We start from the raw sequence: 19,716 nt of genomic DNA on the forward strand, positions 1-19,716 counted from the left end.
GAAGACGGTGTCTCTAGCGACTGAGCGCAGCGAACAATGAACACAGCGGCCGGCGTGCGTCCCGCGCCTGTGCGTGCGCTCGCTCAGGTGGGGCGCATGTCGACGCTTGCCTGGGAGGTCGCGAAGTACACGCCCCGGCGGCCCTTCCAGTGGCGCGAGCTGATCCAGCAGTGCTGGTTCTTCGCGAGCGTCACGATCCTGCCCACCGCGCTGGTGTCCATCCCGTTCGGTGCGGTCATCGCGTTGCAGCTCGGGTCGCTGACGCAACAGATCGGGGCGCAGTCGTTCACCGGTGCGGCGAGCGCGCTCGCGATCGTGCAGCAGGCGTCGCCGTTGATCACCGCCTTGCTCGTGGCGGGCGCCGGTGGGTCGGCCATGTGCGCCGACATCGGGTCGCGGACGATCCGTGAGGAGATCGACGCGCTCGAAGTCCTCGGCGTGTCACCGGTCCAGCGACTGATCGTGCCGCGCGTGCTCGGCATGGTGATCGTCGCGGTGCTGCTCAACGGACTCGTCAGCGTCGTCGGTGTCGCGGGTGGCTACTTCTTCAACGTGGTCATGCAGGGCGGCACGCCCGGCGCATACCTGGCGTCGTTCAACGCGCTCTCGCAGCTGCCGGACCTGTGGGTCAGCGAGATCAAGGCCGTGCTGTACGGGTTCGTCGCGGGCATCGTGGCCGCCTACCGCGGCCTCAACCCCGGGCGCGGGCCGAAGGGCGTCGGGGACGCGGTGAACCAGACGGTCGTGATCACGTTCCTGTTGTTGTTCCTCATCAACGTGGTGATCACGGGGATCTACCTCCAGATCGTCCCGCCGAAGGGGATGTAATGGCGACAGTGGACATCCCGCCGAAGGTGCCGCGACGGCTGGTGGTCGCCGCGAAGCAGCCTGCCGACGGGCTCGCCACACTGGGCCAGCAGCTCGCGTTTTACGTCCGCGTCCTCGCGTGGGTGCCGCGCACGATCGCGCACTACCCGCGCGAGATCCTGCGGCTGCTGTCGGACGTGTTCTTCGGCAGCGGTGCCCTGGCGGTCATCGGCGGCACGCTCGGCGTGATGATCGGCATGACCGTGTTCACGGGGCTCATCGTCGGCCTGCAGGGGTACTCGGCGCTCAACCAGTTGGGCACGTCCGCGCTGACCGGGTTCATCGCCGCGTACTTCGACACCCGTGAGGTCGCGCCGCTGGCCGCCGGGCTCGCGCTGTCGGCGACCGTGGGCTGCGGGTTCACCGCACAGCTCGGTGCGATGCGCATCTCCGAGGAGATCGACGCGCTCGAGGTGATGGCGGTGCCGTCGCTGCCGTACCTCGTGACCACGCGGGTGGTCGCGGCGGTCGCGGCGGTGATCCCGCTGTACCTGGTGGGTCTGCTGTCGTCGTACCTGGCGTCGCGCCAGGTGACCGTGTGGTTCTACGGGCAGTCCGCGGGCACGTATGACCACTACTTCCATCTCTTCCTACCGCCGGAGGACGTGCTGTGGTCGTTCCTCAAGGTGATCGTGTTCAGCGTGGTCGTGATCCTCGTGCACTGCTACTACGGCTACACCGCGTCCGGCGGTCCGGCCGGGGTGGGGGTGGCCGTGGGTAGGGCGGTGCGGGCGGCGATCGTGGTGCAGATGCTGCTGGACTTCTTCCTGTCGCTCGCCATCTGGGGCGCGACGACGACAGTGCGGTTGGCGGGCTAGATGACAGAGCGGCGCCGATACCAGATCTACGGGTTGATCTTCCTGGTCATCGCCGGGATGTTCGTCGTGCTGTCGATCGCCTTCTACCGCAAGGCGTTCACGCCCGTCGTGCCCGTGACCCTGGAGACCGACCACGTCGGCAACCAGCTCCGCACCGGCGCGGACGTGAAGCTGCGCGGGTTGATCGTCGGCGAGGTGCGGACGATCCGGCCGAACGGCGACCACGCCGTCCTCGACCTCGCGCTCAACCCGGACCACGTCGGTGAGATCCCCGGCAACGTGACCGCGCGGCTGCTCCCGAAGACGTTGTTCGGTGAGCGTTACGTGGCGCTGCAGACGCCGAAGGACCCGAGTGGACGGTTGCGCGAGGGATCGGTGATCGGTCAGGACCGAACCAGCTCGGCGGTCGAGATGGAAGAGGTCCTCAACAACCTCATGCCCGTGCTGCGGGCCATCCAGCCGGAGAAGCTGTCGTCCACACTGAACGCGATGGCGACCGCGCTCGACGGGCGCGGCGAGCAGTTCGGCGACACGCTCGTGCGGCTCGGCGACTACCTGGCGGAGATCACGCCGTCGCTGCCGGACCTGCGGGCCAACATCCAGCGGCTCTCGACCGTCGCGGACACCTACGCGCAGGCCGGACCCGAGCTGCTGACCGCTCTGCGGGACCTGACGGTCACCACGCAGACCGTCGTCGAGCAGCGCGGCCAGCTGCGGAACCTGTACCGCACGCTGACGAACGCGTCGATCAACCTCGGCGGTTTCCTGGCCGCCAACAAGGGAAACATCATCGACCTGGTGAGCGAGTCCGAGTCGACACTCGCCGTGCTGGCGAAGTACGCGCCCGAGTACCCGTGCCTGCTCGGGCAGCTCGTGGACGCGATCCCGGCCGCGGACCGGGCGTTCGGCAAGGGCACGTCCACCCCGAACGTCACGCGGGTGACCATCGAGATCACGTCCAGCCGAGGCAAGTACGTGCCCGGTGTGGACACCCCGCGCTACAACGACAAACGCGGGCCGGCCTGCTACCCGGTCGCGAAGCCGCCCGCCCGGTTCCCGCAGTACCCCGAGGGCGGGCCGCTGGACGACGGGTCGTCGAAGCCGCCACCACCGAAGTCGGACCGGCCGGGGGACTTCCCGAACACGCTGCCGCAGTCGGCCACGGAGGAGCGGGTCGCCAACACCCCGCCGGAGCAGGAGCTGATCGCGGCGCTCGTCGCGCCGGGACTCGGGGTGGCGCCGCCGGACGTGCCGGAGTGGTCGTCACTGCTGCTCGGCCCGCTGTTCCGGGGCGCGGAGGTGACGGTCCGATGAGCGAGCTTGCGAGCGAGTCATCGATACCGCGGCCCCTCGGAGCCTGCGAGGAAGGGCCAACATGAACTTCGTCGCACCGTTGGTCAAGATGACCGTGTTCGCGGTCGTCACCGTCACGCTGACCGCGTTGCTGGGCCTCACGATCGCCAACACCACGCTCGGCGCGACCAGCGGCTACGTCGCCCGCTTCACCGACGTCACCGGCCTCAACGAGGGTGACGACATCCGCATGTCCGGGGTCCGGATCGGACAGATCACCGACATCGCGGTGGTGGACGACAAGTGGGCGGACGTACGGTTCGACGTGGAGGCGTCACGGGAGCTGCCGAAGTCGATCACCGCGACCATCAAGTACCGCAACCTGATCGGGCAGCGCTACATCGCGCTCGCGATCGGATCCGGTGACACCAACGCGGTGCTGCGGCCGGGCGACACGATCCCGCTCGACCGCACCCAGCCCGCCCTGAACCTGACCGAGCTGTTCAACGGGTTCCAGCCGCTGTTCCAGGCGCTGAAACCGGACGAGGTCAACAAGCTCGCCGGTGAGCTGATCCAGGTGCTGCAGGGAGAAGGCGGCACGATCGACAGCGTCCTCGCGCACACCGCGTCGCTCGCGAGCACCATCGCGAGCAAGGACAAGGTGATCGGGCAGGTCATCGACAACCTCAACACCGTGCTGACCACGGTCAACGAACGCACCACCGAGGTGTCCGGGCTGATCGACCAGCTGCAGCAGCTCGCGTCGGGCCTCGCCGCGCAGCGGCAGCCGATCGGTGACGCGATCAGCGCGCTGGGCGATCTGACCGAGTCGACGGCGGGCCTGCTGTCGTCGGTGCGGCCGCCGATCAAGGAGGACATCGCGGCGCTCGGCAGGCTCGCCGGGAACCTCGCCGACCACGGGGACACGGTCGACAAGTTCCTCGCCGGGCTCCCGCACAAGGTGCAGACGATCAGCCGGGTGTCGAGCTACGGCGGTTGGTACAACTACTACCTCTGCAGCATGTCCGGCCGGATCGGCGTGTCGGACCTCGGCATCTCGGTCGACCTGCCGTTCCTGCCCGTCCCCGGTACGCCGCCCGCGGAGAGGTGCCAATGAAACCGTTGAAAGAGCGGGATCCGGCGGCCGTCGGCACAGTGACGGTCGTGTTGCTGGTACTGGGTCTGCTCGTCGCGTTCAACTCCGACGACCTGCCGATCATCGGCGGCGGCACCACCTACACCGCCGAGTTCCGCGAGTCGGCCGGGCTGCGGCCGGGCAACGAGGTGCGGCTCGCCGGGGTGAAGGTCGGCGACGTGCGGTCGGTGGAGCTGGCCCGCAACAAGGTGGTCGTGGACTTCCGCGTCGACGACGTGAGCCTCGGCGACCGCAGCACGGTGTCCATCCAGATCAAGACCCTGCTGGGCGACAAGTACCTGGCGATCGAGTCCTCCGGCGGCACACCGCAGAGCGCCAACGACCCGATCCCCGTCGACCGCACCCAGACCCCGTTCGACATCGTTCCCGCGGTCGGGAAGCTGTCGCAGACCGTCGACCAGATCGACACCGAGCACCTCGCGCGGAGCTTCGAGGTGCTGTCCGACACGTTCGCGAACAGCCCGAAGCACATGAAGGACACGCTGACCGGCCTGTCGAAGCTGTCGTCGACACTGTCCACACGGGACACACAGCTGAAGACCCTGCTCGCCAACACCGCCGGGTTCTCCAGGACCGTCGCCGACCGCGACGACCAGCTGAAGAAGCTGTTCGCCGACGCGTCGCTGCTGCTCGGCGAACTGCGGCTGCGTCGGGACGCCGTGCACCTGTTGCTGACCGGCACCACCACGCTCGCGGGTGAGCTGCGGGGCCTGGTCGCCGACAACCAGAAGCAGCTCAAGCCCGCGCTCGACGAGCTGGACCGCGTCACCACGATCCTCGCGAAGAACCAGAAGAACCTGTCGGAGAGCCTCGCGTCGCTCGCGCCGTACGTGCGGACGTTCAACAACGTCGTCGGCAACGGCCGCTGGTTCGAGGGGTACATCTGCGGTCTGCTGCCACCGCCGACCAAGGCCGGGGTCTTCGACATCAACCCCGAGGGCTGCACGGTGCCGCTCACCCCGGAGGGCACGCGATGAACGTCCGGGCGATGGTCGAGGAGAGCCGTGCGAGCCGCCGCGCCGCGCTCGTGGTGATCTACGCGCTCGCGTTGGCGCTGGTGCTCAGCTTCGCGTTGTGGTGGATCACGATGTCGCCGTCGGGGACGCGGATCACCGCGTACTTCACGAAGGCGGTCGGCGTGTACCCGGACTCCGAGGTGAAGGTGCTCGGGGTCGGCGTCGGGCGCATCACGGCGGTCACGCCGGAGGGCGACCGGGTGCGGGTCGAGATGACCGTGGACGACGGCGTCGAGATCCCCGCGGCCGCGCAGGCCGTGGTGGTCGCGCCGTCGCTGGTCAGTGACCGGTACGTGCAGCTGACGCCCGCGTACGAGTCCGGTCCGCTGATGGCCGACCGCACGGTCATCCCGCTCGAGCGCACCGCGACGCCGGTCGAGCTGGACGACCTGACGGCGAGCGTCAACGACCTGGCGACCGCGCTGGGACCGAACGGCGCCAACGCCGATGGAGCGCTCTCCGACGTGCTGGACACCGCCGCGGCGAACCTGTCCGGCAACGGGGAGCTGTTCAACCAGACGATCCGGGAGCTGTCCGCCGCGTCCGCCGCGCTCGCCGACTCCCGTGGCGACCTGTTCAGCACCGTCGACAACCTCGCCACGTTCACCGAGGCGCTCGCCGAGAGCGACACGCAGGTCAAGGCGTTCAACGACAAGCTGGCCGACGTGAGCGGCTACCTCGCCGACGACCGCGACGAACTGGGCACGGCCCTCGCCTCGCTCGGGACAGCGCTCACCGACGTCCACGGCTTCATCGCCACCAACAAGGACGCGATCAGCTCCAACGTGGACAAGCTGACGGGTGTCACGCAGGCACTCGTCGACCAGCGGGCCGCGGTCGCGGAGATCCTCGACGTGGCTCCGCTCGCCATGTCGAACTTCCTGAACACCTACGACGCCGCGTCCGCGTCGTTCGCGATCCGCGGCAACCTCAACGAGCTGACCTACCCGCCGGTGTTGATGCTGTGCCGCACGATCGAGGCGGGGACGCCCAAGCAGCTGCCGAAGACGTTGACGGACATCTGCGAGCAGCTCGCCCCGTACCTCGACGGCACGCTCGGTCTGCCGTCCGTCGCGGAGGTCCTCGGCTCGCTGTCGGCGGGCGAGTTGCCGCCGCTGCCGATCCCGATCGTCGACCTGTCCGCCGCCGCGACGGGCGGTGGCCGATGAGACTTGTCCTGGTGGCGTTGGCTTTCCTGCTCGCGGGCTGTTCGTCGGGCGGCTTCTCCGGCATGTACCAGATGCCGTTGCCCGGTGGCGCGGACCTCGGCGAGCACCCGTACCGGGTGGTCGCGCGGTTCGGGGACGTGCTCGACCTCGTGCCGCAGGCCGGGGTGAAGGTGCACGACGTCGCGGTCGGGCGGGTCGAGAAGATCGAGCTGGCGAAGGACAACCGGACGGCCGTGGTGACGATGCTCGTCAACGGCGACGTGCACCTGCCCGCCAACGCGGCCGCCGAGCTGCGCCAGTCGTCGCTGCTGGGGGAGAAGTTCGTCGAGCTGCGCGCCCCGGACCGTCCGGAGGGGACGCTGAAGGACGGCGCTGTCATCCCGATCGACCGCACCAACCGCAACCCGGAGATCGAGGAGGTCCTGGGAGCGCTCTCCCTGCTGCTCAACGGCGGTGGCGTCCGGCAGCTGTCGACGATCGTCGAGGAGGTGAACGCGGCACTCGACGGCAACGAGCCGGAGCTGCGGGCCACACTGTCCAACATCGACACGGTGGTGCGCGTGCTCGACAGCGAGAAGACCAACATCACCAAGGCCATCGACGCGCTCGGCCGCCTGTCCGGCAGGCTCGCCGCGCAGACCGACGACATCGAGGTCGCGCTGGACCGTCTCGGCCCCGGTCTCGCGGTCGTCAACGAACAACGGGACGCGCTCGTCACCATGCTCGGTGCGCTGGAGAACCTGTCCACCGTCGCCGTCGACACCGTCAACCGCAGCCGCGACGACCTCGTCGACGACCTGACACTGCTGGCCCCCACGCTGAACAAGCTCGCGGAGGCGGGGGCGGACCTGCCGAACTCGTTGCAGTTCCTCGTGACCTACCCGTTCACCGACTACTTCCTCAACGCCGTCAAGGGCGACTACGTGAACGTGGACGTCAAGTTCGACATGGACCTGTCGGTGCTGCTGGAGAACCTGGAGAACGCGAGCACACCGGTGATCCCGATCCCCGGCCTGTCACCGAACCCCGGGCCGTCGGAGCCGGCCGAACCGCTGCTGCCGGTGCCGACGCTGCCGCAGGTGCCGCGGGGCGAGGTGCCCGGCGGCCTGACCGGGCTGCTCGGCTCGCTGCTGGGGGAGGGTCGCTGATGTTGTTGCGGGGCACCAAGGTCCGGCTGTTCCTGTTCGCGATGATCGCGGTCGTCGGCATCGTGTACGTCGGTGGCACGTACGCGGGGCTGGACCGGCTGTTCGGGGCGCGTGGCTACCGGGTGACCGTGCAGCTCGCCGACTCCGGCGGCATCTTCGCGAACGCCGAGGTCACCTACCGGGGCGTGACCGTCGGCCGGGTCGAGCGGCTGACGCTCTCCGACGACGGCGTCGACGTGGTCCTGGACATCGAGGACGACGCGCCGCCCATCCCCGCCGACACCCGTGCGGTGGTGGCGAACCGGTCCGCGGTCGGCGAGCAGTACGTCGACCTGCGGCCGGACCACGACCGGGGCCCGTTCCTCGCGGACGGCTCGGTCGTGCCACGGGACCGCACGGCGACCCCGTCGAGCCCGGAGACCCTGCTGTCCAATCTGGACACGTTCGTCGAGAGCGTGCCGCAGGACTCGTTGCGCACCACCGTCGACGAGCTGTACCTCGCGTTCCAGAACGCGGGCCCGGCGCTGCAGGTGCTGCTCGACAGCGCGGGCGAGCTGACCGACACGGCGGCCGAGCACCTGCCGCAGACCACGTCGCTCCTGGCCAACGGGCGGACCGTGCTGGAGACCCAGGCGGAGCAGACCCGCCAGATCCTCGACTACAGCGGCAACCTGCGGCTCATCGCCGAACAGCTGAAGACGTCGAACCCGGACCTGCGTGAGCTGATCACGAACGTGCCGCTGGTCGCCGTGCAGGTCGACGACCTGCTGCGGGACTCCGGCCAGGACCTCGGCGTGATCATCGCGAACCTGCTGACCACCATGCAGGTCACGAGCACCCGCACTGACGGGCTCGAGCAACTGCTGGTGGCGTTCCCGATGATCACGGCGACCGCCCCCGGCGCGAACCCGGACGGCACCGGGCACCTCGGGCTGGTGCTGACGTTCAACGATCCGATGTCGTGCACGAAGGGGTACGAGACCACGAAACAGCGGCCGGGCAACGACCTCACGGACGCGCCGCCCAACCCGCTGGCCTACTGCGCCGAGCCGCCGGGCAGCCCGATCGGCGTGCGTGGCTCGCAGAACGCACCGTTCGGCGGGAAACCCGTCGAGGTGCCGCCGCCTGCGGCGGCACCCCAGCCGCAGGTGCCGGGGCTGCCCGGCGCGCTGTCGTTCCCCGGTGGGGAGCCGACGACGCTGGCCGGGCTGCTGGGGTTGCCGGTCGGGTGACCGTGCACGGTCTGCTCGGGCTATCGCCCCAGCGAGGCCGCCATCTCCGCCTCGAACAGGAGCTGGGTGTCGAAGCCCATGTCCCGGAAGTGGCCCGAGATCTCCAGGCTGACCACGCCGTGCAGGCGGGTCCAGAAACCCAGCGCCTGGCGGAGCACGCTCTCCGGCACGTCGACGTGCGCCCACTCACGGTGGCGGGCCAGGTTCTCGTCCAGTGCCATCGCCGGGCCGGGTTCGCGGTCCTTCAGCGCGTCGAGCAGCAGGTCCATCAGCTGTGTCGCGATCTCGGTCGTGGTCGACGGCGCGTGGTAGCCGGGGATCGGGGTGCCGTAGATGAGGAAGTACCGCTGCGGGTACGTGTGTGCCCAGTCGCGGATGGCGTTCGCGATCACCGCGGGGTCGGAGCCCCGCTCGGCGACCGCGGCACGGGACGCGTCCACCAGTTGCCGGTACGCGTCGCTCACCAGGTCGGTGATCAGCTCGTCCCGGTTGGCGAAGTAGCGGTACAGCGCGGGGCCGCTCATGCCCATGGTCTTGGCGATGGCGTTGAGCGAGATCGCGGACGCGCCGGCCTCCGCGATCTGTGCCCACGCGTGCTCCTTCACCTCGGCGCGCACCTGGGCTCGGTACCGTTCACGAGGACTCGTCACCGAGCGACTGTAACATTCGTTACAGCTTCTAACCAATCACAGCCACGCGTAGTCGCCCATCGTCAGCCGCGGCAGGAACTCCATCACCTTGACCGCCGCGCCGACCGCCCATCCGGTGAGCGGGACGCTGAGCCACAGCCACCGCCGGTCGGCCTGCGCCCGGTAGCCGGCCCACACCGTGAGCACCGCGGCCGCGAAGGCGGTCGTCGCCCCACCCGCACCCAGCAAGCCGAACCACCCGAGCAGCCATACCACTCCCAGCCACACGAACGCGGCCTTGACCAGGCGCAATCCTGGCCGCAGCGACGTCACGAAGGCGGCGACCGGCAGGTGCTGCTCCGCGGCCGCCAGTCGTGCCGTCACCTGCCGGACCTCGGGCAGTTCGGCGATCTCACCGATCGTGGACCGGCGCCAGCCGATGGCCAGCCAGCACCCGACCAGCCCGATGGCGAACAGCCACAACACGGGTCGCGGGTCGTTCGCGAACATCCGGGCCGTGAGGTAGGCGCCCGCGACCGCCGTGACCGTGGTGGCCACGAGCAGCCACAACGCGACACGGGGCACCCACACCGGCGTCGGCCGCGCCGGCTCCTCCGGGACGCCCATGGCGCTGCGGAGTTCCCTGGCGTACTCGGCGGGGTCGCCGAGCCGGTCGGCCAGCGAGACCGGTTCGTCGTCGAGTCCGGCGGCGATCGCGGCCAGCTGCGGTTCGAGATCCTGGAGGATCTCCTCGATCTCGTCCGCCGGAAGGCCCGCCAGCTCGCGCCGCAACCGGTCCAGGTAGGCCGCGACCTCGGTGTTCGTTGTGGTGCTCACGCCATGTCTCCTTCCAGCAGATCCGTCATGGTGTTCGCGAACCCGCGCCAGGTCTTGGTCCCGTCGGCGAGCTGTTGCCTGCCGACCTCGTTGAGCGCGTAGTACTTCCGGTGCGGGCCTTCCTCGCTCGGGCGCACGTAGGAGGTGAGCGCGCCCGCGTTGTAGAGGCGGCGCAGCGTGCCGTACACGGACGCGTCGCCGACCTCGTCCAGACCCGCCTGGCGCAGCCTGCGGACCACGTCGTACCCGTAGCCGTCCTCGTCGCTCAGCACGGCGAGCACGGCGAGGTCGAGTACGCCTTTGAGCAGTTGGCTGATCTCCATGTGCCCTCACCCCAGTAGTGTGGCTCGGACACTACCACGCAATGCGCAGTAGTGGGCTATCCCAGTTGCCGCCGGTTGATCTCACGGACCTCGTCGGCCAGTTCGGGACGCTCGACGACGGTGACCCCGGCCGCCGCGAGCTGCTCCGCGCCCTCGCCGACCACGAACGTCGACGGCTCGCGGTAGGTGAAGACCACGCGCGGGATGCCCGCGTCGAGGATCAGCCGCGTGCACGAGCGGGGCCGGGACCTGCGGGTGCTGCACGGTTCCAGCGAGCTGTAAATGGTGGCGCCCGGCAGGCGCGGGTCGTCGCCCGCGAGCTTGGCGAGCGCGGACTCCTCGGCGTGCACGGTGTCGTCGGTCTCGCGGGAGTACCCCCACGCGATCTCCTCGCCCGCCGCGTCCACGATCACCGCGCCGACGCTGAACGCCGCGGTGGACGGCGGGCAGTTCCTGGACAGCTCGACCGCGCGCGCGAGCCAGTGACCGTCCACAGCGGACTCGCCGAGCAGGTACCGGTGCAGCACCACGTTCCCGATGCGTTCGACGGACGCGAGCGTCGCCCGGTGGTCCTTGGACCAGGGGAACCGTCCATCGTGGACGAAGCGGGGCGCGGTGGCGTCCCCGACGAAGAACGGCGCGATGACGAGTTGCAGCTCGTCGGCGGCGCCCGCGGTGAGGAACTCGGTCAGCACGCGCCCGCCGCCCTCGACCATGAGCCGTTCGACGCCGCGTTCTTCCAGCTGTGCCAGGACCTCGGCGACGGACCCGTGCGTGACCAGCGACTCGCCGTCGGCGCGGAACGCGGCGTCCGCGGGCACGTCGCCGTTCGACAGCACGACTTTCAGCGGTGTCGCGGGCTTCCCGGCCGCCTTCCGCGCGGCCCGGCGGGCAGGAGAGCGGACCGAGAGCCGCGGGTTGTCGTTCCGGATCGTGCCCGCGCCGACGAGGATCGCGTCGACCCCCGCGCGCTCGGCGTCGACCCGGTCGAGGTCGGCGGCGTTGGAGAGCACGAGCCGCTCGGCGGAGTTGTCGTCGAGGTGGCCGTCGAGCGAGATCGCGCAGCTGAGCAGCACATACATGGTGTCGCCTATCATCCCAGACATGTCGTTCACAGGTGAGGTCAACGCTGTCTACAGGTCGTCGGACACCCCGCCGGAGCTCGAAGGCCCCAAAACGACCTCGCGCTTCCTCGCCACGGGTGCGCTCACCGACGGCCACTTCGGACTCTTCCAGTGGGACATGGCGCCGCAGGCGGGCGGGCCCGGCGCGCACTACCACAAGACGTTCTCCGAGAGCTTCTACGTGCTCGACGGCACGGTCCGCCTGTACGACGGCGAACGCTGGGTCAACGCCGTGAAGGGTGACTTCCTGTACGTCCCGGAGAACGGCATCCACGCGTTCCGCAACGACACGGACGAGCCCGCGTCGATGCTCATCCTCTTCGCGCCGGGGGCGCCGAGGGAGAAGTACTTCCTCGAGTCGGCCGAGATCGCGCTCAGCGGCCGCCAGCTGACGCCGGAGGAACGCACGGAGTTCCTCGCGCGCCACGACCAGTACATGGTGTAGCCCACAGGCGGCGCCGAACCGTCCGGGACGGCTGTACCCTCGTTTTCGAACACGTTCAAAAACGAGGTCGCCATGAAGATCGTGATACCCGGCGGTTCGGGCCACATCGGCACGTTCCTCAGCCGTGCGCTGAGGAACGCGGGGCACGAGGTGGTCGCGCTCGGCAGGGGGAGCGGCGTCCGGTGGGACGGCAGGACGCTCGGTCCGTGGGCCGCCGAGATCGACGGCGCCGACGCGGTGGTCAACCTCGCGGGCCGGAGCGTGAACTGCCGCTACACGCCCGCGAACCTGCGGGAGATGATGGCGTCCCGGGTCGACTCGGCGCGGGTCGTCGGCGCGGCGATCGCCGCGGCCGCCCGTCCACCCGCGGTGTGGCTGCAGATGAGCACCGCCACGATCTACGCCCACCGCGTCGACGCCGCGAACGACGAGGTGACCGGCGTCATCGGTGGCGAGGAGCCGGACGTGCCCGGCTACTGGGCGTACAGCGTCGAGATCGCGAAGAGGTGGGAGGCGGCCCAGACCGCGGCCGACACCCCGGCGACGCGCAAGGTCGCCCTGCGCACGGCGATCGTGATGAGCGGGGAGAAGGGTGGCGCGTTCACGGCGCTGCGCCTGATGGCGCGCACGGGCCTCGGCGGCCCGGTGGCGGGCGGTGCTCAGTACGTCTCCTGGCTGCACGAGTCGGACCTCGTCCGCGCGGTCGAGTTCCTCATCGCGCACGACCTGGCGGGGCCGGTCAACCTGGCGGCGCCGAACCCGTTGCCACAGCGGGACTTCATGCGCGCGCTGCGTGCCACGTGCGGTGTCCCGTTCGGCCTGCCCGCGACGGCGTGGATGGCCGAGGTGGGCGCGTGGGCGGTCCGCTCGGACACCGAACTGCTGCTGAAGAGCCGCCGCGTGGTTCCGCGCCGCCTCCTGGACGCCGGCTTCACGTTCGCCTACCCGACGTGGCCGGAGGCGGTCCGGGACCTGGTCAGCCCGCCTCGACCAGCAGGTCGTTGACGAGCCGCGCCCGGTCGGTCCCCGGCCCCGCCTGGTCCCGCAACGTGTTCTGGAGCTGCTCGAAGACCGCGGTCATCCGGTCGGTGCGGGCGCGGCGATCGCGCCGCGTCTGAGCGTCGCCGACACTAGCTCGCCGTGCGGCGGATTCGGCCCTCGTACAGCGCTTCCAGCTTGACGTTCCGGTCGTAGCCGCCCGGGACGTTGTTCGACACGTACACCGGCGGCTCGACACCCGAGTCGATCAGCAGGCGAACGGTCTCCGCCACCAGCATCTGTGCGAGCAGGCCCGCGGTCAGCGACGACACACCGCCCACGAAAGTCCCGTCCGGCAACGGAAGCAGCGTGTCGCCGAAGGGGGCGCCGTTGTCCAGCGTCACGTCCGCGAAGTCGGACAACCGCTTCCCCGACTCGTGCAGCGCCGGGACCTGGCTGCTGTGCCGCAGCGAGGTGATCACGACCAGCTTGTGGCCCTTCGACGTCACCGTGTGCGCCATCTCCACGACCGACGAGTTGACCCCGGAGCTGGACGCGATCACGAACACGTCCTGCGGCTGCGGCGCCGCCAGCTCGTACAGGCGCGACACGACGTCACCGCGGCGCTCGAGCATCGGGTCGGCCAGGATCGACGGGTCCTCGCCGCCGAACTGCACCAGGTCCGACAGGGCGATGCGGTTCGTGGGCACGAGACCGCCCGCGCGGCCGGCGATCTCCAGCGCGGTGCCCTGGGAGTGGCCGGTGCCGAAGGCCTGGATCACCCCGTTGTTCCGCACGGCGCTCGCGAGCAGTTCGGCCGCGGGCCGCACGTCCGTCCTGGCGACCTCGGTCAGGCGCTCCAGCAGGGCGGTGGCGGACGCGGTGGCGGATACGGTGGCGGACACGGTCATGCGGCCGTCACCGCCGCGACCGCGATCCGGACGACCTCCGTGATGACCTCTTCCAAGGTGATCCTTCCCCGGTTGACGGCGTAGTGGTAGACCAGTTCGTTGACCGACGCGATCACGGCCAGTGCGGGCATGGTGAAGTCACGGGGTTTCGCCTCGCCGCGCAGCACGGCGCGGTCCGCCTCGGCGACCATGAAGTCCCACCAGCGCTTGCGCCACGCGAGGCGGTGCTTCTCCACCTTGTCGCTGACGCCGTACATCTCGACGTACGCGAGCCGTGCCCAGCGCGGGTCGCTCGCCATGTTGCTGACGAACGTCCGCACGGCGAGCTCGAAGCGTTCCGCGAGCGCTGCGTCCGCCGCGTCGGCGAAGGCCGCGTTGACCGCGCGGTACGAGTGCTCGTTCGCCTTCGAGTGCAAGGCGATCAACAGGTCCTCGCGGGAGTGGAACTCCTCGTAGAAGTTGCGCGTGGACACCCCGGCGTGGGTGCACAGCTTCTCGATCGACGCGCTGGCATAGCCCTCGGTACCGAACAGTTGCAGTCCGGCCGCCATCAGGCGTTCGCGCCGCTCGGCACGCCGGACCGCGGCCGTTCGCCCGCCGTAGGTCCGCCGTGTCACCGCATCGGTCCGCGGCATCCGCTTCCCCTCGTCCTCGTGCCCGCCTCACTGCCACCGGTCAGGCTACTGGCTGGCGACGAGGCGAGACAACGAGGTCAACCAAGCAAAATACGTTCAGGCAAGCCCGTAACGTGCGCCGGTCCGCCGTTTCACTGCTTCGTCGTCCGGAGACCCTCGGCGAGCGCTTCCAGTGCGGGCAAGGCGTCCAGCAGGGCTTCCGTGACATCGGGGGACAGCCCGTCGAGGATGCGCGCCACGGTCTCCGTGCGTGACTTGATGATCCGCTGGTGCACCTCGTGGCCGGCGTCGGTGGCCCCGAGCTGGATCGCGCGCTGGTCGGCGGGGTCCGGCTGCCTGGTCACGAACCCGTCGTCGACGAGCTTGGCCACCACGCGCGACAGCATCGTCGGGTTGAGGCCCTCGATGTCGGCCACCTCGGTCATCCCGATCGGGCCGCGGTGCGCGACGATGCCGAGCACGGACGCCTGCGTGGGCGTGAGGTTCTCGCTGACCGGCGCGGCGTTGAGCAGCCGTGCCAGCCGGCCGATGACCCGGCGCAGGCGGGTCACGTTCTCGGCATCCACTTACCGACTCCCCGTAGGTCTGGTTGGTCACAAACACTTGGTTGCTTGCTGGCAAGCAACTATTATCCCCTGTTATGGGGATGCGAAGCATAGGAGTAACGGCACCGGCGGACATCCCCCTGCAACCGTCGCCACGGCGGCACGTGGTCTTCGCCGTCGTGGCGATCGCCCTGTTCATGGCCTCGATGGACCAGACCATCGTCGCGACCGGGCTGAACGCGATCCAGTCCGACCTGGGCGCGGAGCTGACGTGGAGCGGCTGGACGATCACCATCTACTCGCTTGGCCAGATCATCGCGATGCCCATGGCGGGCAAGCTCGGTGATCACTTCGGTCGCAAGAAGGTCTTCCTCACCGCGGTGGTCGTCTTCACGCTCGCGTCCCTGGCCTGCGGTTTCGCCAACAACATCTACGTGCTGGTCGCCCTGCGCGCGGTGCAGGCACTGGGCGGCGGGGCGTTCATGCCGTCCGCCACCGGCATCATCGCCGACCACTACGGCCCGGCCCGCGACCGCGCCGTCGGCATGTTCACGTCGATCTTCCCGATCGGCGGCATCCTGGGCCCGATCCTCGGCGGCGTGTTCGTGACGTACTCGTCGTGGCGGACGATCTTCTTCGTCAACGTGCCCATCGGCCTGGTGCTGCTGTTCCTCGGCTGGCGGCTGATCGGGGAGACCGCCCGCAAGCCAGCCGACCGCATGGACGTGCGCGGCCTCGTGCTGCTGGCGGCGCTGATGCTGACCACGATGTACGGCCTGACGAACCTCGATCGAGGCCTGGTCAGCCCGTGGTTCCTGGTGCCCGTCGTGTCCGGGGTGGTGCTCGCGTACGTGTTCGTGCGGCACACCGTCCGCGCCCGCGCCCCGTTCATCCCGATGACGTTGTTGCGTGGCAGGGGGTTCGGCGCCATGAACGTGCTGAACCTGCTGTTCGGCGGCGCCGCGATCGGCTTCGGTGCGCTGGTGCCGCTGTACGCGGAGGAACGCTTCCACCTCGACCCGCTCGCCGCCGGGACGGTGCTGACGGCGCGCGGCGCGGGGGTGATCCTCGTGGCGGCGCTGGCCGTGCTGACGCTGCGCAGGCTGGGCAGTCGCATCCCGATGACCGTCGGCTTCGCGTTGATCATGCTGGGGTTCGTGCTGATGGCGTTCCCGCCGCCGAACACCAACGGGTACCTGTGGCTGATGATGGCGGCGGGAATCACCGGGGTCGGCATGGGCGTGTCCGTGCCGGCGTCGAACAACGCCGGGCTGCAGCTGGCGCCGGACCAGATCGCGTCGATCGCCGGGTTGCGCGGGATGTTCCGGCAGAGCGGGTCGATCATCGCGGTGTCGGTGATGACCGCCGTCGCCGCCAACAGCGCGAGCCCGGCCATGGCGCAGGCGCACGGTTTCGTCGTCCTGTCGGTGCTGATGCTGGCCGCGGTCCCGCTGATCTTCACGATCCCGGACCACCGCGGCAACTGGTGACGGCCCTCCCCCTTCAGCCGCGCAGGTCGTACACGGTCTGTCCGTCGATCGTCCGCGACTCGAAGTTGTCCGCGACCCACTCGGCGATGTCGTCGCTGCCGCCGGGCCGGCCCATCCGGCCGCCGCCGACGTAGTACGAGATCTCCCCGTTCTCGACGAACCGCTGGAACTCGGCCAGCGTCGGGGCCGGGTCGCCGCCGTTCCAGCCGCCGATCCCGATCACCGACCTGCCGCTGGCCAGGGCCAGGTCCGCCGACTCCGGGCCACCGGTCGCCGCGGCGGCCCACGTGGTGTCCGTGGCCGCCAGCAGCTCGGCCAGCTCAGTCGACACACCGGGCCCGATCCTGCCCATCTGGTCACCGTCCGTGCTCACCGGGCCGGACAGCGGAATCGATCCGGAGTGGGCCTCCGCCGCCGTCGCCACCGTGAACGCGCCCGTGCCCAGCAACGCCGTGACCACGGCCACCACCCCCAGCGCCCTGGCCGGCATGCCCACGGCCAGCGCGGTCGCCACGATCACCGCCGCCGCCAGGACCACCCAGCGCAGCCACGGCAGCCACTCCGGCGACCGGTCCAGCAGGATGAACGTCCACACGCCGGTCACCGCGACCATCCCCGCCAGCACGAACCGGGCCGGTGGGTGCGCGCGCCCCCGCCACAGCTCCCGTCCCGCGATCGCCGCCACGGCGACCACGCCGGGTGCGAGCGCCACCGCGTAGTACGGGTGGACGATGCCGCTCATCAGGCTGAACACGAGCCCCGTGACGACCGTCCAGCCGCCCCACAGCAGCAGCGCGGCACGTGTCCGGTCGGTGCGCGGGGCGCGGCGGGTGAACCACAGGCCCGCCACCAGACCGACCAGCGCGGCGGGCAGCAGCCACGACACCTCGACGCCGAACGCCGACCCGAACATCCGGCCCAGCCCGCTCTCGCCACCGAAACCGACGTTCGCGCCGCCCATGCCGCCGGCACCGCCCGGATTGCCGTCACCGCCGAAGATCCGGCCCAGCCCGTTGTAGCCGAGCGCCAGCTCCAGCACGCTGTCGTCCGTCGACCCCGCGATGTACGGCCGCGAGTCGGTCGGCCACACCGCCACCAGCGCGACGTACCAGCCCGTGGACACGACCACCGAGACCAGGCCCAGCGCGAGGTGCCCGACACGCCGCCACAGCGAGGTCGGGGCCGCGACCAGGTACGCGAGCGTCAGCGCGGGCAGCGTCAGGAAGCCCTGGAGCATCTTCGTGAGGAACGCGAACCCGACGGTCACCCCGGCCAGCGCCAACCAGGCCGGACTGGCCTTCTCCACCGCGCGCACCGTGCAGTACGCGCCCGCGACCAGCAGCAACGTCAGCAGCGCGTCCGGCTGGTCGTACCGGAACATCAGCGCCGCGACCGGGGTCAGCGCGAGCCCGGCGCCCGCGAGCAGGCCCGCCGCGACCCCCGACGTCCGGCGCACCGTCGCGTACAGCAGCCACACCGCCGCCACGCCCATGAGCGCCTGCGGCACCAGCACCGTCCAGCTCGACACCCCGAAGACCCGCGCGAACAGGCCGGGGAGCCACATCGCCGCCGGTGGTTTGTCGACGGTGACCACGCTGCCCACGTCGGTCGCGCCGAAGAGCCACGCCTTCCAGCTCTGCGCGCCAGCCTGGATCGCGCCCGCGTAGTAGCTGTTCCCCCAGCCGGTCGCGGTCAGGTTCCACAGGTACAGCAGCGCGGTGCCCGCCAGGAGCGCCGCCAGCCCCCAGGAGAGCGCTCTCCGAGCCGGTGGCGACGGCGCGGCGGCGGTGACGGGTGCGGCGGTGGTGATCACGAGGCACTCTTCTCGGTCAGGCGGCGCGGGTGGAACACCCAGCCGCGGAGCAGCAGGAACCGCAGCACGGTGGCCGCGAGGTTGGCGACGACGAGCACGGCCAGCTCCAGCCCGCGGCCGGGCGCGGTGAGCCCGTGCAGCACGGCGAGCGACCCGGACGTCAGGCCCAGGCCGAGGCAGAACACGATCAGGCCCTCGAACTGGTGGCGGGCGGCACCGGCGCGCCCGCGCACCCCGAACGTGTACCGCCGGTTGGCGGCCGTGTTGCCGACCGCGGTCACGCCGAGGGCGACGAAGTTCGCGCCCTGCGCGCCCAAACCGGTGCGCAGCGACGAGTACAGGACCAGATAGGTCACAGTGGACAGAACGCCGACGGCGGCGAACCGCACCAGCTGCCGCAGCAGACTGCTCGGTGGCGCGTCCCTGCCGAGCTGTTCCCGCAGCTGCGCCACCGGGATGCGGCCGGTGGCGAAACCCCGTGCCAGGCGGGCGATCCCCTTCACGTCGGCGATCGCGGTGGCGACGATGTCCACGCGGCTGTCCGGGTCGTCCACCCAGTCGACCGGCACCTCGTGGATGCGCAGCCCGGTCCGCTCGGCCAGCACCAGCAGCTCGGTGTCGAAGAACCAGCCGGTGTCCGCCACGTGCGGCAGGAGCTTCGCCGCCACGTCCGCGCGGATCGCCTTGAACCCGCACTGCGCGTCGGAGAACCGGGTCGCGAGCGCGCCACGCAGCAGCAGGTTGTAGCCCCGGGAGATCAGCTCCCGCTTCGGCCCGCGCACCACCCGGGCGCCACGCGCGAGCCGGGACCCGATCGCGAGGTCGGAGTGGCCCGACAGCAGCGGTGCGACCAGCGGGGAGAGCGCTCTCAGGTCGGTGGACAGGTCGACGTCCAGGTAGGCGAGGATCGCGGCGTCGCTCGCCGACCACACGTGGTGGAGCGCTTTCCCACGGCCCTTCTGGGCGAGGTGCACGGCCGTGACCTCGGGGAACTCCTCGGAGAGCGCTCTCGCGACGGCCTCGGTGCCGTCGGTGCTCGCGTTGTTGGCGATCGTGATCCGGAAGCGGTAGGGGAACCCGGTCGACAGGTGCTCGTGCAGCCCGCGGACGCAGGGGGCGAGGTCCCGTTCCTCGTTGAACACCGGGACGACGACGTCGAGCACCGGGGTCTCGCCATCGGGTTCGATGGCGCCCCGTTCGGTGGGGTTGGGCACGGTCAGCGTCATGGTGACCACGTTCGGGTCCGTGGCTTGGTTGACCGTGTGGCACGCCTGTGTGCCCGCTGTG

20 protein-coding genes are annotated in these 19,716 nt (G+C 70.2%); 11 read left to right on the forward strand and 9 right to left on the reverse strand.

Annotated features, from left to right (window positions below):
• Positions 1-36: 36 nt before the first annotated feature.
• From ACIBVP_RS17450 to ACIBVP_RS17485, 8 genes are all read left to right on the forward strand, one after another.
• Positions 37-828, forward strand: a complete 792-nt coding sequence (locus ACIBVP_RS17450; protein WP_396107146.1) for an MlaE family ABC transporter permease — start codon at positions 37-39, stop codon at positions 826-828.
• Entirely contained in the window at positions 828-1,685 is an 858-nt protein-coding gene (locus ACIBVP_RS17455; protein WP_396107147.1) for an MlaE family ABC transporter permease, read from the forward strand. Before ACIBVP_RS17450 ends, ACIBVP_RS17455 begins: the two co-directional genes overlap by 1 nt.
• Positions 1,686-2,999, forward strand: coding sequence for an MCE family protein (locus ACIBVP_RS17460; protein ID WP_396107148.1), 1,314 nt, complete (start codon positions 1,686-1,688; stop codon positions 2,997-2,999).
• Between the two features lie 61 nt (positions 3,000-3,060).
• The gene (locus ACIBVP_RS17465) at positions 3,061-4,095 is read left to right on the forward strand and encodes an MCE family protein (RefSeq protein ID WP_396107149.1); all 1,035 of its coding nucleotides are present in this window, start codon (positions 3,061-3,063) and stop codon (positions 4,093-4,095) included.
• A complete protein-coding gene (locus ACIBVP_RS17470; protein ID WP_396107150.1) occupies positions 4,092-5,111 on the forward strand; it encodes an MCE family protein in 1,020 nt (339 codons plus the stop codon). The genes ACIBVP_RS17465 and ACIBVP_RS17470 overlap by 4 nt, the downstream gene beginning before the upstream one ends.
• A complete protein-coding gene (locus tag ACIBVP_RS17475) occupies positions 5,108-6,319 on the forward strand; it encodes an MCE family protein (RefSeq protein WP_396107151.1) in 1,212 nt (403 codons plus the stop codon). Before ACIBVP_RS17470 ends, ACIBVP_RS17475 begins: the two co-directional genes overlap by 4 nt.
• Positions 6,316-7,467, forward strand: coding sequence for an MCE family protein (locus tag ACIBVP_RS17480; RefSeq protein ID WP_396107152.1), 1,152 nt, complete (start codon positions 6,316-6,318; stop codon positions 7,465-7,467). The genes ACIBVP_RS17475 and ACIBVP_RS17480 overlap by 4 nt, the downstream gene beginning before the upstream one ends.
• Complete coding sequence (locus ACIBVP_RS17485; RefSeq protein WP_396107153.1) at positions 7,467-8,699, forward strand: MlaD family protein; 1,233 nt, start codon at positions 7,467-7,469, stop codon at positions 8,697-8,699. The genes ACIBVP_RS17480 and ACIBVP_RS17485 overlap by 1 nt, the downstream gene beginning before the upstream one ends.
• Before the next feature lie 20 nt (positions 8,700-8,719).
• On the opposite strand, the gene ACIBVP_RS17490 is transcribed toward ACIBVP_RS17485, so the two are convergent.
• The 4 genes from ACIBVP_RS17490 to ACIBVP_RS17505 are packed head-to-tail and all read right to left on the reverse strand — an operon-like array spanning position 8,720 to position 11,594.
• Entirely contained in the window at positions 8,720-9,349 is a 630-nt protein-coding gene (locus ACIBVP_RS17490; RefSeq protein ID WP_396107154.1) for a TetR/AcrR family transcriptional regulator, read from the reverse strand.
• Positions 9,350-9,385: 36 nt separating this feature from the next.
• On the reverse strand, positions 9,386-10,165 hold the full coding sequence (locus ACIBVP_RS17495) for a DUF1700 domain-containing protein (protein ID WP_396107155.1): 780 nt from the start codon (positions 10,163-10,165) through the stop codon (positions 9,386-9,388).
• Positions 10,162-10,488, reverse strand: a complete 327-nt coding sequence (locus tag ACIBVP_RS17500; protein ID WP_396107156.1) for a PadR family transcriptional regulator — start codon at positions 10,486-10,488, stop codon at positions 10,162-10,164. The genes ACIBVP_RS17495 and ACIBVP_RS17500 overlap by 4 nt, the downstream gene beginning before the upstream one ends.
• A gap of 56 nt (positions 10,489-10,544) precedes the next feature.
• Entirely contained in the window at positions 10,545-11,594 is a 1,050-nt protein-coding gene (locus tag ACIBVP_RS17505; RefSeq protein WP_396107157.1) for a dihydrofolate reductase family protein, read from the reverse strand.
• Between ACIBVP_RS17505 and ACIBVP_RS17510 the strand changes: the two genes are divergently transcribed.
• On the forward strand, positions 11,593-12,057 hold the full coding sequence (locus tag ACIBVP_RS17510) for a cupin domain-containing protein (RefSeq protein ID WP_396107158.1): 465 nt from the start codon (positions 11,593-11,595) through the stop codon (positions 12,055-12,057). The genes ACIBVP_RS17505 and ACIBVP_RS17510 overlap by 2 nt on opposite strands.
• Positions 12,058-12,129: 72 nt before the next feature.
• The gene (locus tag ACIBVP_RS17515; RefSeq protein WP_396107159.1) at positions 12,130-13,062 is read left to right on the forward strand and encodes a TIGR01777 family oxidoreductase; all 933 of its coding nucleotides are present in this window, start codon (positions 12,130-12,132) and stop codon (positions 13,060-13,062) included.
• 125 nt (positions 13,063-13,187) lie between these two features.
• Here ACIBVP_RS17515 and ACIBVP_RS17520 read toward each other — a convergent pair whose 3' ends face one another.
• From ACIBVP_RS17520 to ACIBVP_RS17530, 3 genes are all read right to left on the reverse strand, one after another.
• Positions 13,188-13,946, reverse strand: coding sequence for a sugar isomerase domain-containing protein (locus ACIBVP_RS17520; RefSeq protein ID WP_396107160.1), 759 nt, complete (start codon positions 13,944-13,946; stop codon positions 13,188-13,190).
• Positions 13,943-14,581 carry a TetR/AcrR family transcriptional regulator gene (locus ACIBVP_RS17525; protein WP_396107161.1) on the reverse strand — a complete coding sequence of 213 codons (639 nt, stop codon included), beginning with the start codon at positions 14,579-14,581 and terminating at the stop codon, positions 13,943-13,945. Before ACIBVP_RS17525 ends, ACIBVP_RS17520 begins: the two co-directional genes overlap by 4 nt.
• A 131-nt stretch (positions 14,582-14,712) precedes the next feature.
• Positions 14,713-15,147, reverse strand: coding sequence for a MarR family winged helix-turn-helix transcriptional regulator (locus tag ACIBVP_RS17530; protein WP_396107162.1), 435 nt, complete (start codon positions 15,145-15,147; stop codon positions 14,713-14,715).
• An 80-nt stretch (positions 15,148-15,227) separates the two neighbouring features.
• Between ACIBVP_RS17530 and ACIBVP_RS17535 the strand changes: the two genes are divergently transcribed.
• Positions 15,228-16,616, forward strand: coding sequence for an MFS transporter (locus ACIBVP_RS17535; protein WP_396107163.1), 1,389 nt, complete (start codon positions 15,228-15,230; stop codon positions 16,614-16,616).
• A gap of 13 nt (positions 16,617-16,629) precedes the next feature.
• Here the strand turns inward: ACIBVP_RS17535 and ACIBVP_RS17540 are convergent, their stop codons facing one another.
• Positions 16,630-18,429, reverse strand: coding sequence for a glycosyltransferase family 39 protein (locus tag ACIBVP_RS17540; RefSeq protein ID WP_396107164.1), 1,800 nt, complete (start codon positions 18,427-18,429; stop codon positions 16,630-16,632).
• Positions 18,426-19,655, reverse strand: coding sequence for a glycosyltransferase (locus ACIBVP_RS17545; RefSeq protein WP_396107373.1), 1,230 nt, complete (start codon positions 19,653-19,655; stop codon positions 18,426-18,428). The genes ACIBVP_RS17540 and ACIBVP_RS17545 overlap by 4 nt, the downstream gene beginning before the upstream one ends.
• Positions 19,656-19,716: the final 61 nt, after the last annotated feature.

It is taken from the genome of Actinophytocola sp. NPDC049390, assembly GCF_044466355.1.
GTDB lineage: Bacteria > Actinomycetota > Actinomycetes > Mycobacteriales > Pseudonocardiaceae > Actinophytocola.

Bases quoted from the DNA above. Each gene is read 5' to 3' on its own strand.
- ACIBVP_RS17480 (WP_396107152.1), top strand. From the start codon at position 6,316: ATGAGACTTGTCCTGGTGGCGTTGGCTTTCCTGCTCGCGGGCTGTTCG.
- ACIBVP_RS17500 (WP_396107156.1), bottom strand. From the start codon at position 10,488: ATGGAGATCAGCCAACTGCTCAAAGGCGTACTCGACCTCGCCGTGCTC.
- ACIBVP_RS17475 (WP_396107151.1), top strand. From the start codon at position 5,108: ATGAACGTCCGGGCGATGGTCGAGGAGAGCCGTGCGAGCCGCCGCGCC.
- ACIBVP_RS17455 (WP_396107147.1), top strand. From the start codon at position 828: ATGGCGACAGTGGACATCCCGCCGAAGGTGCCGCGACGGCTGGTGGTC.
- ACIBVP_RS17510 (WP_396107158.1), top strand. From the start codon at position 11,593: ATGTCGTTCACAGGTGAGGTCAACGCTGTCTACAGGTCGTCGGACACC.
- ACIBVP_RS17470 (WP_396107150.1), top strand. From the start codon at position 4,092: ATGAAACCGTTGAAAGAGCGGGATCCGGCGGCCGTCGGCACAGTGACG.
- ACIBVP_RS17465 (WP_396107149.1), top strand. From the start codon at position 3,061: ATGAACTTCGTCGCACCGTTGGTCAAGATGACCGTGTTCGCGGTCGTC.
- ACIBVP_RS17535 (WP_396107163.1), top strand. From the start codon at position 15,228: ATGCGAAGCATAGGAGTAACGGCACCGGCGGACATCCCCCTGCAACCG.
- ACIBVP_RS17485 (WP_396107153.1), top strand. From the start codon at position 7,467: ATGTTGTTGCGGGGCACCAAGGTCCGGCTGTTCCTGTTCGCGATGATC.
- ACIBVP_RS17520 (WP_396107160.1), bottom strand. From the start codon at position 13,946: ATGACCGTGTCCGCCACCGTATCCGCCACCGCGTCCGCCACCGCCCTG.
- ACIBVP_RS17515 (WP_396107159.1), top strand. From the start codon at position 12,130: ATGAAGATCGTGATACCCGGCGGTTCGGGCCACATCGGCACGTTCCTC.
- ACIBVP_RS17525 (WP_396107161.1), bottom strand. From the start codon at position 14,581: ATGCCGCGGACCGATGCGGTGACACGGCGGACCTACGGCGGGCGAACG.
- ACIBVP_RS17460 (WP_396107148.1), top strand. From the start codon at position 1,686: ATGACAGAGCGGCGCCGATACCAGATCTACGGGTTGATCTTCCTGGTC.
- ACIBVP_RS17450 (WP_396107146.1), top strand. From the start codon at position 37: ATGAACACAGCGGCCGGCGTGCGTCCCGCGCCTGTGCGTGCGCTCGCT.
- ACIBVP_RS17505 (WP_396107157.1), bottom strand. From the start codon at position 11,594: ATGTCTGGGATGATAGGCGACACCATGTATGTGCTGCTCAGCTGCGCG.
- ACIBVP_RS17545 (WP_396107373.1), bottom strand. From the start codon at position 19,655: ATGACGCTGACCGTGCCCAACCCCACCGAACGGGGCGCCATCGAACCC.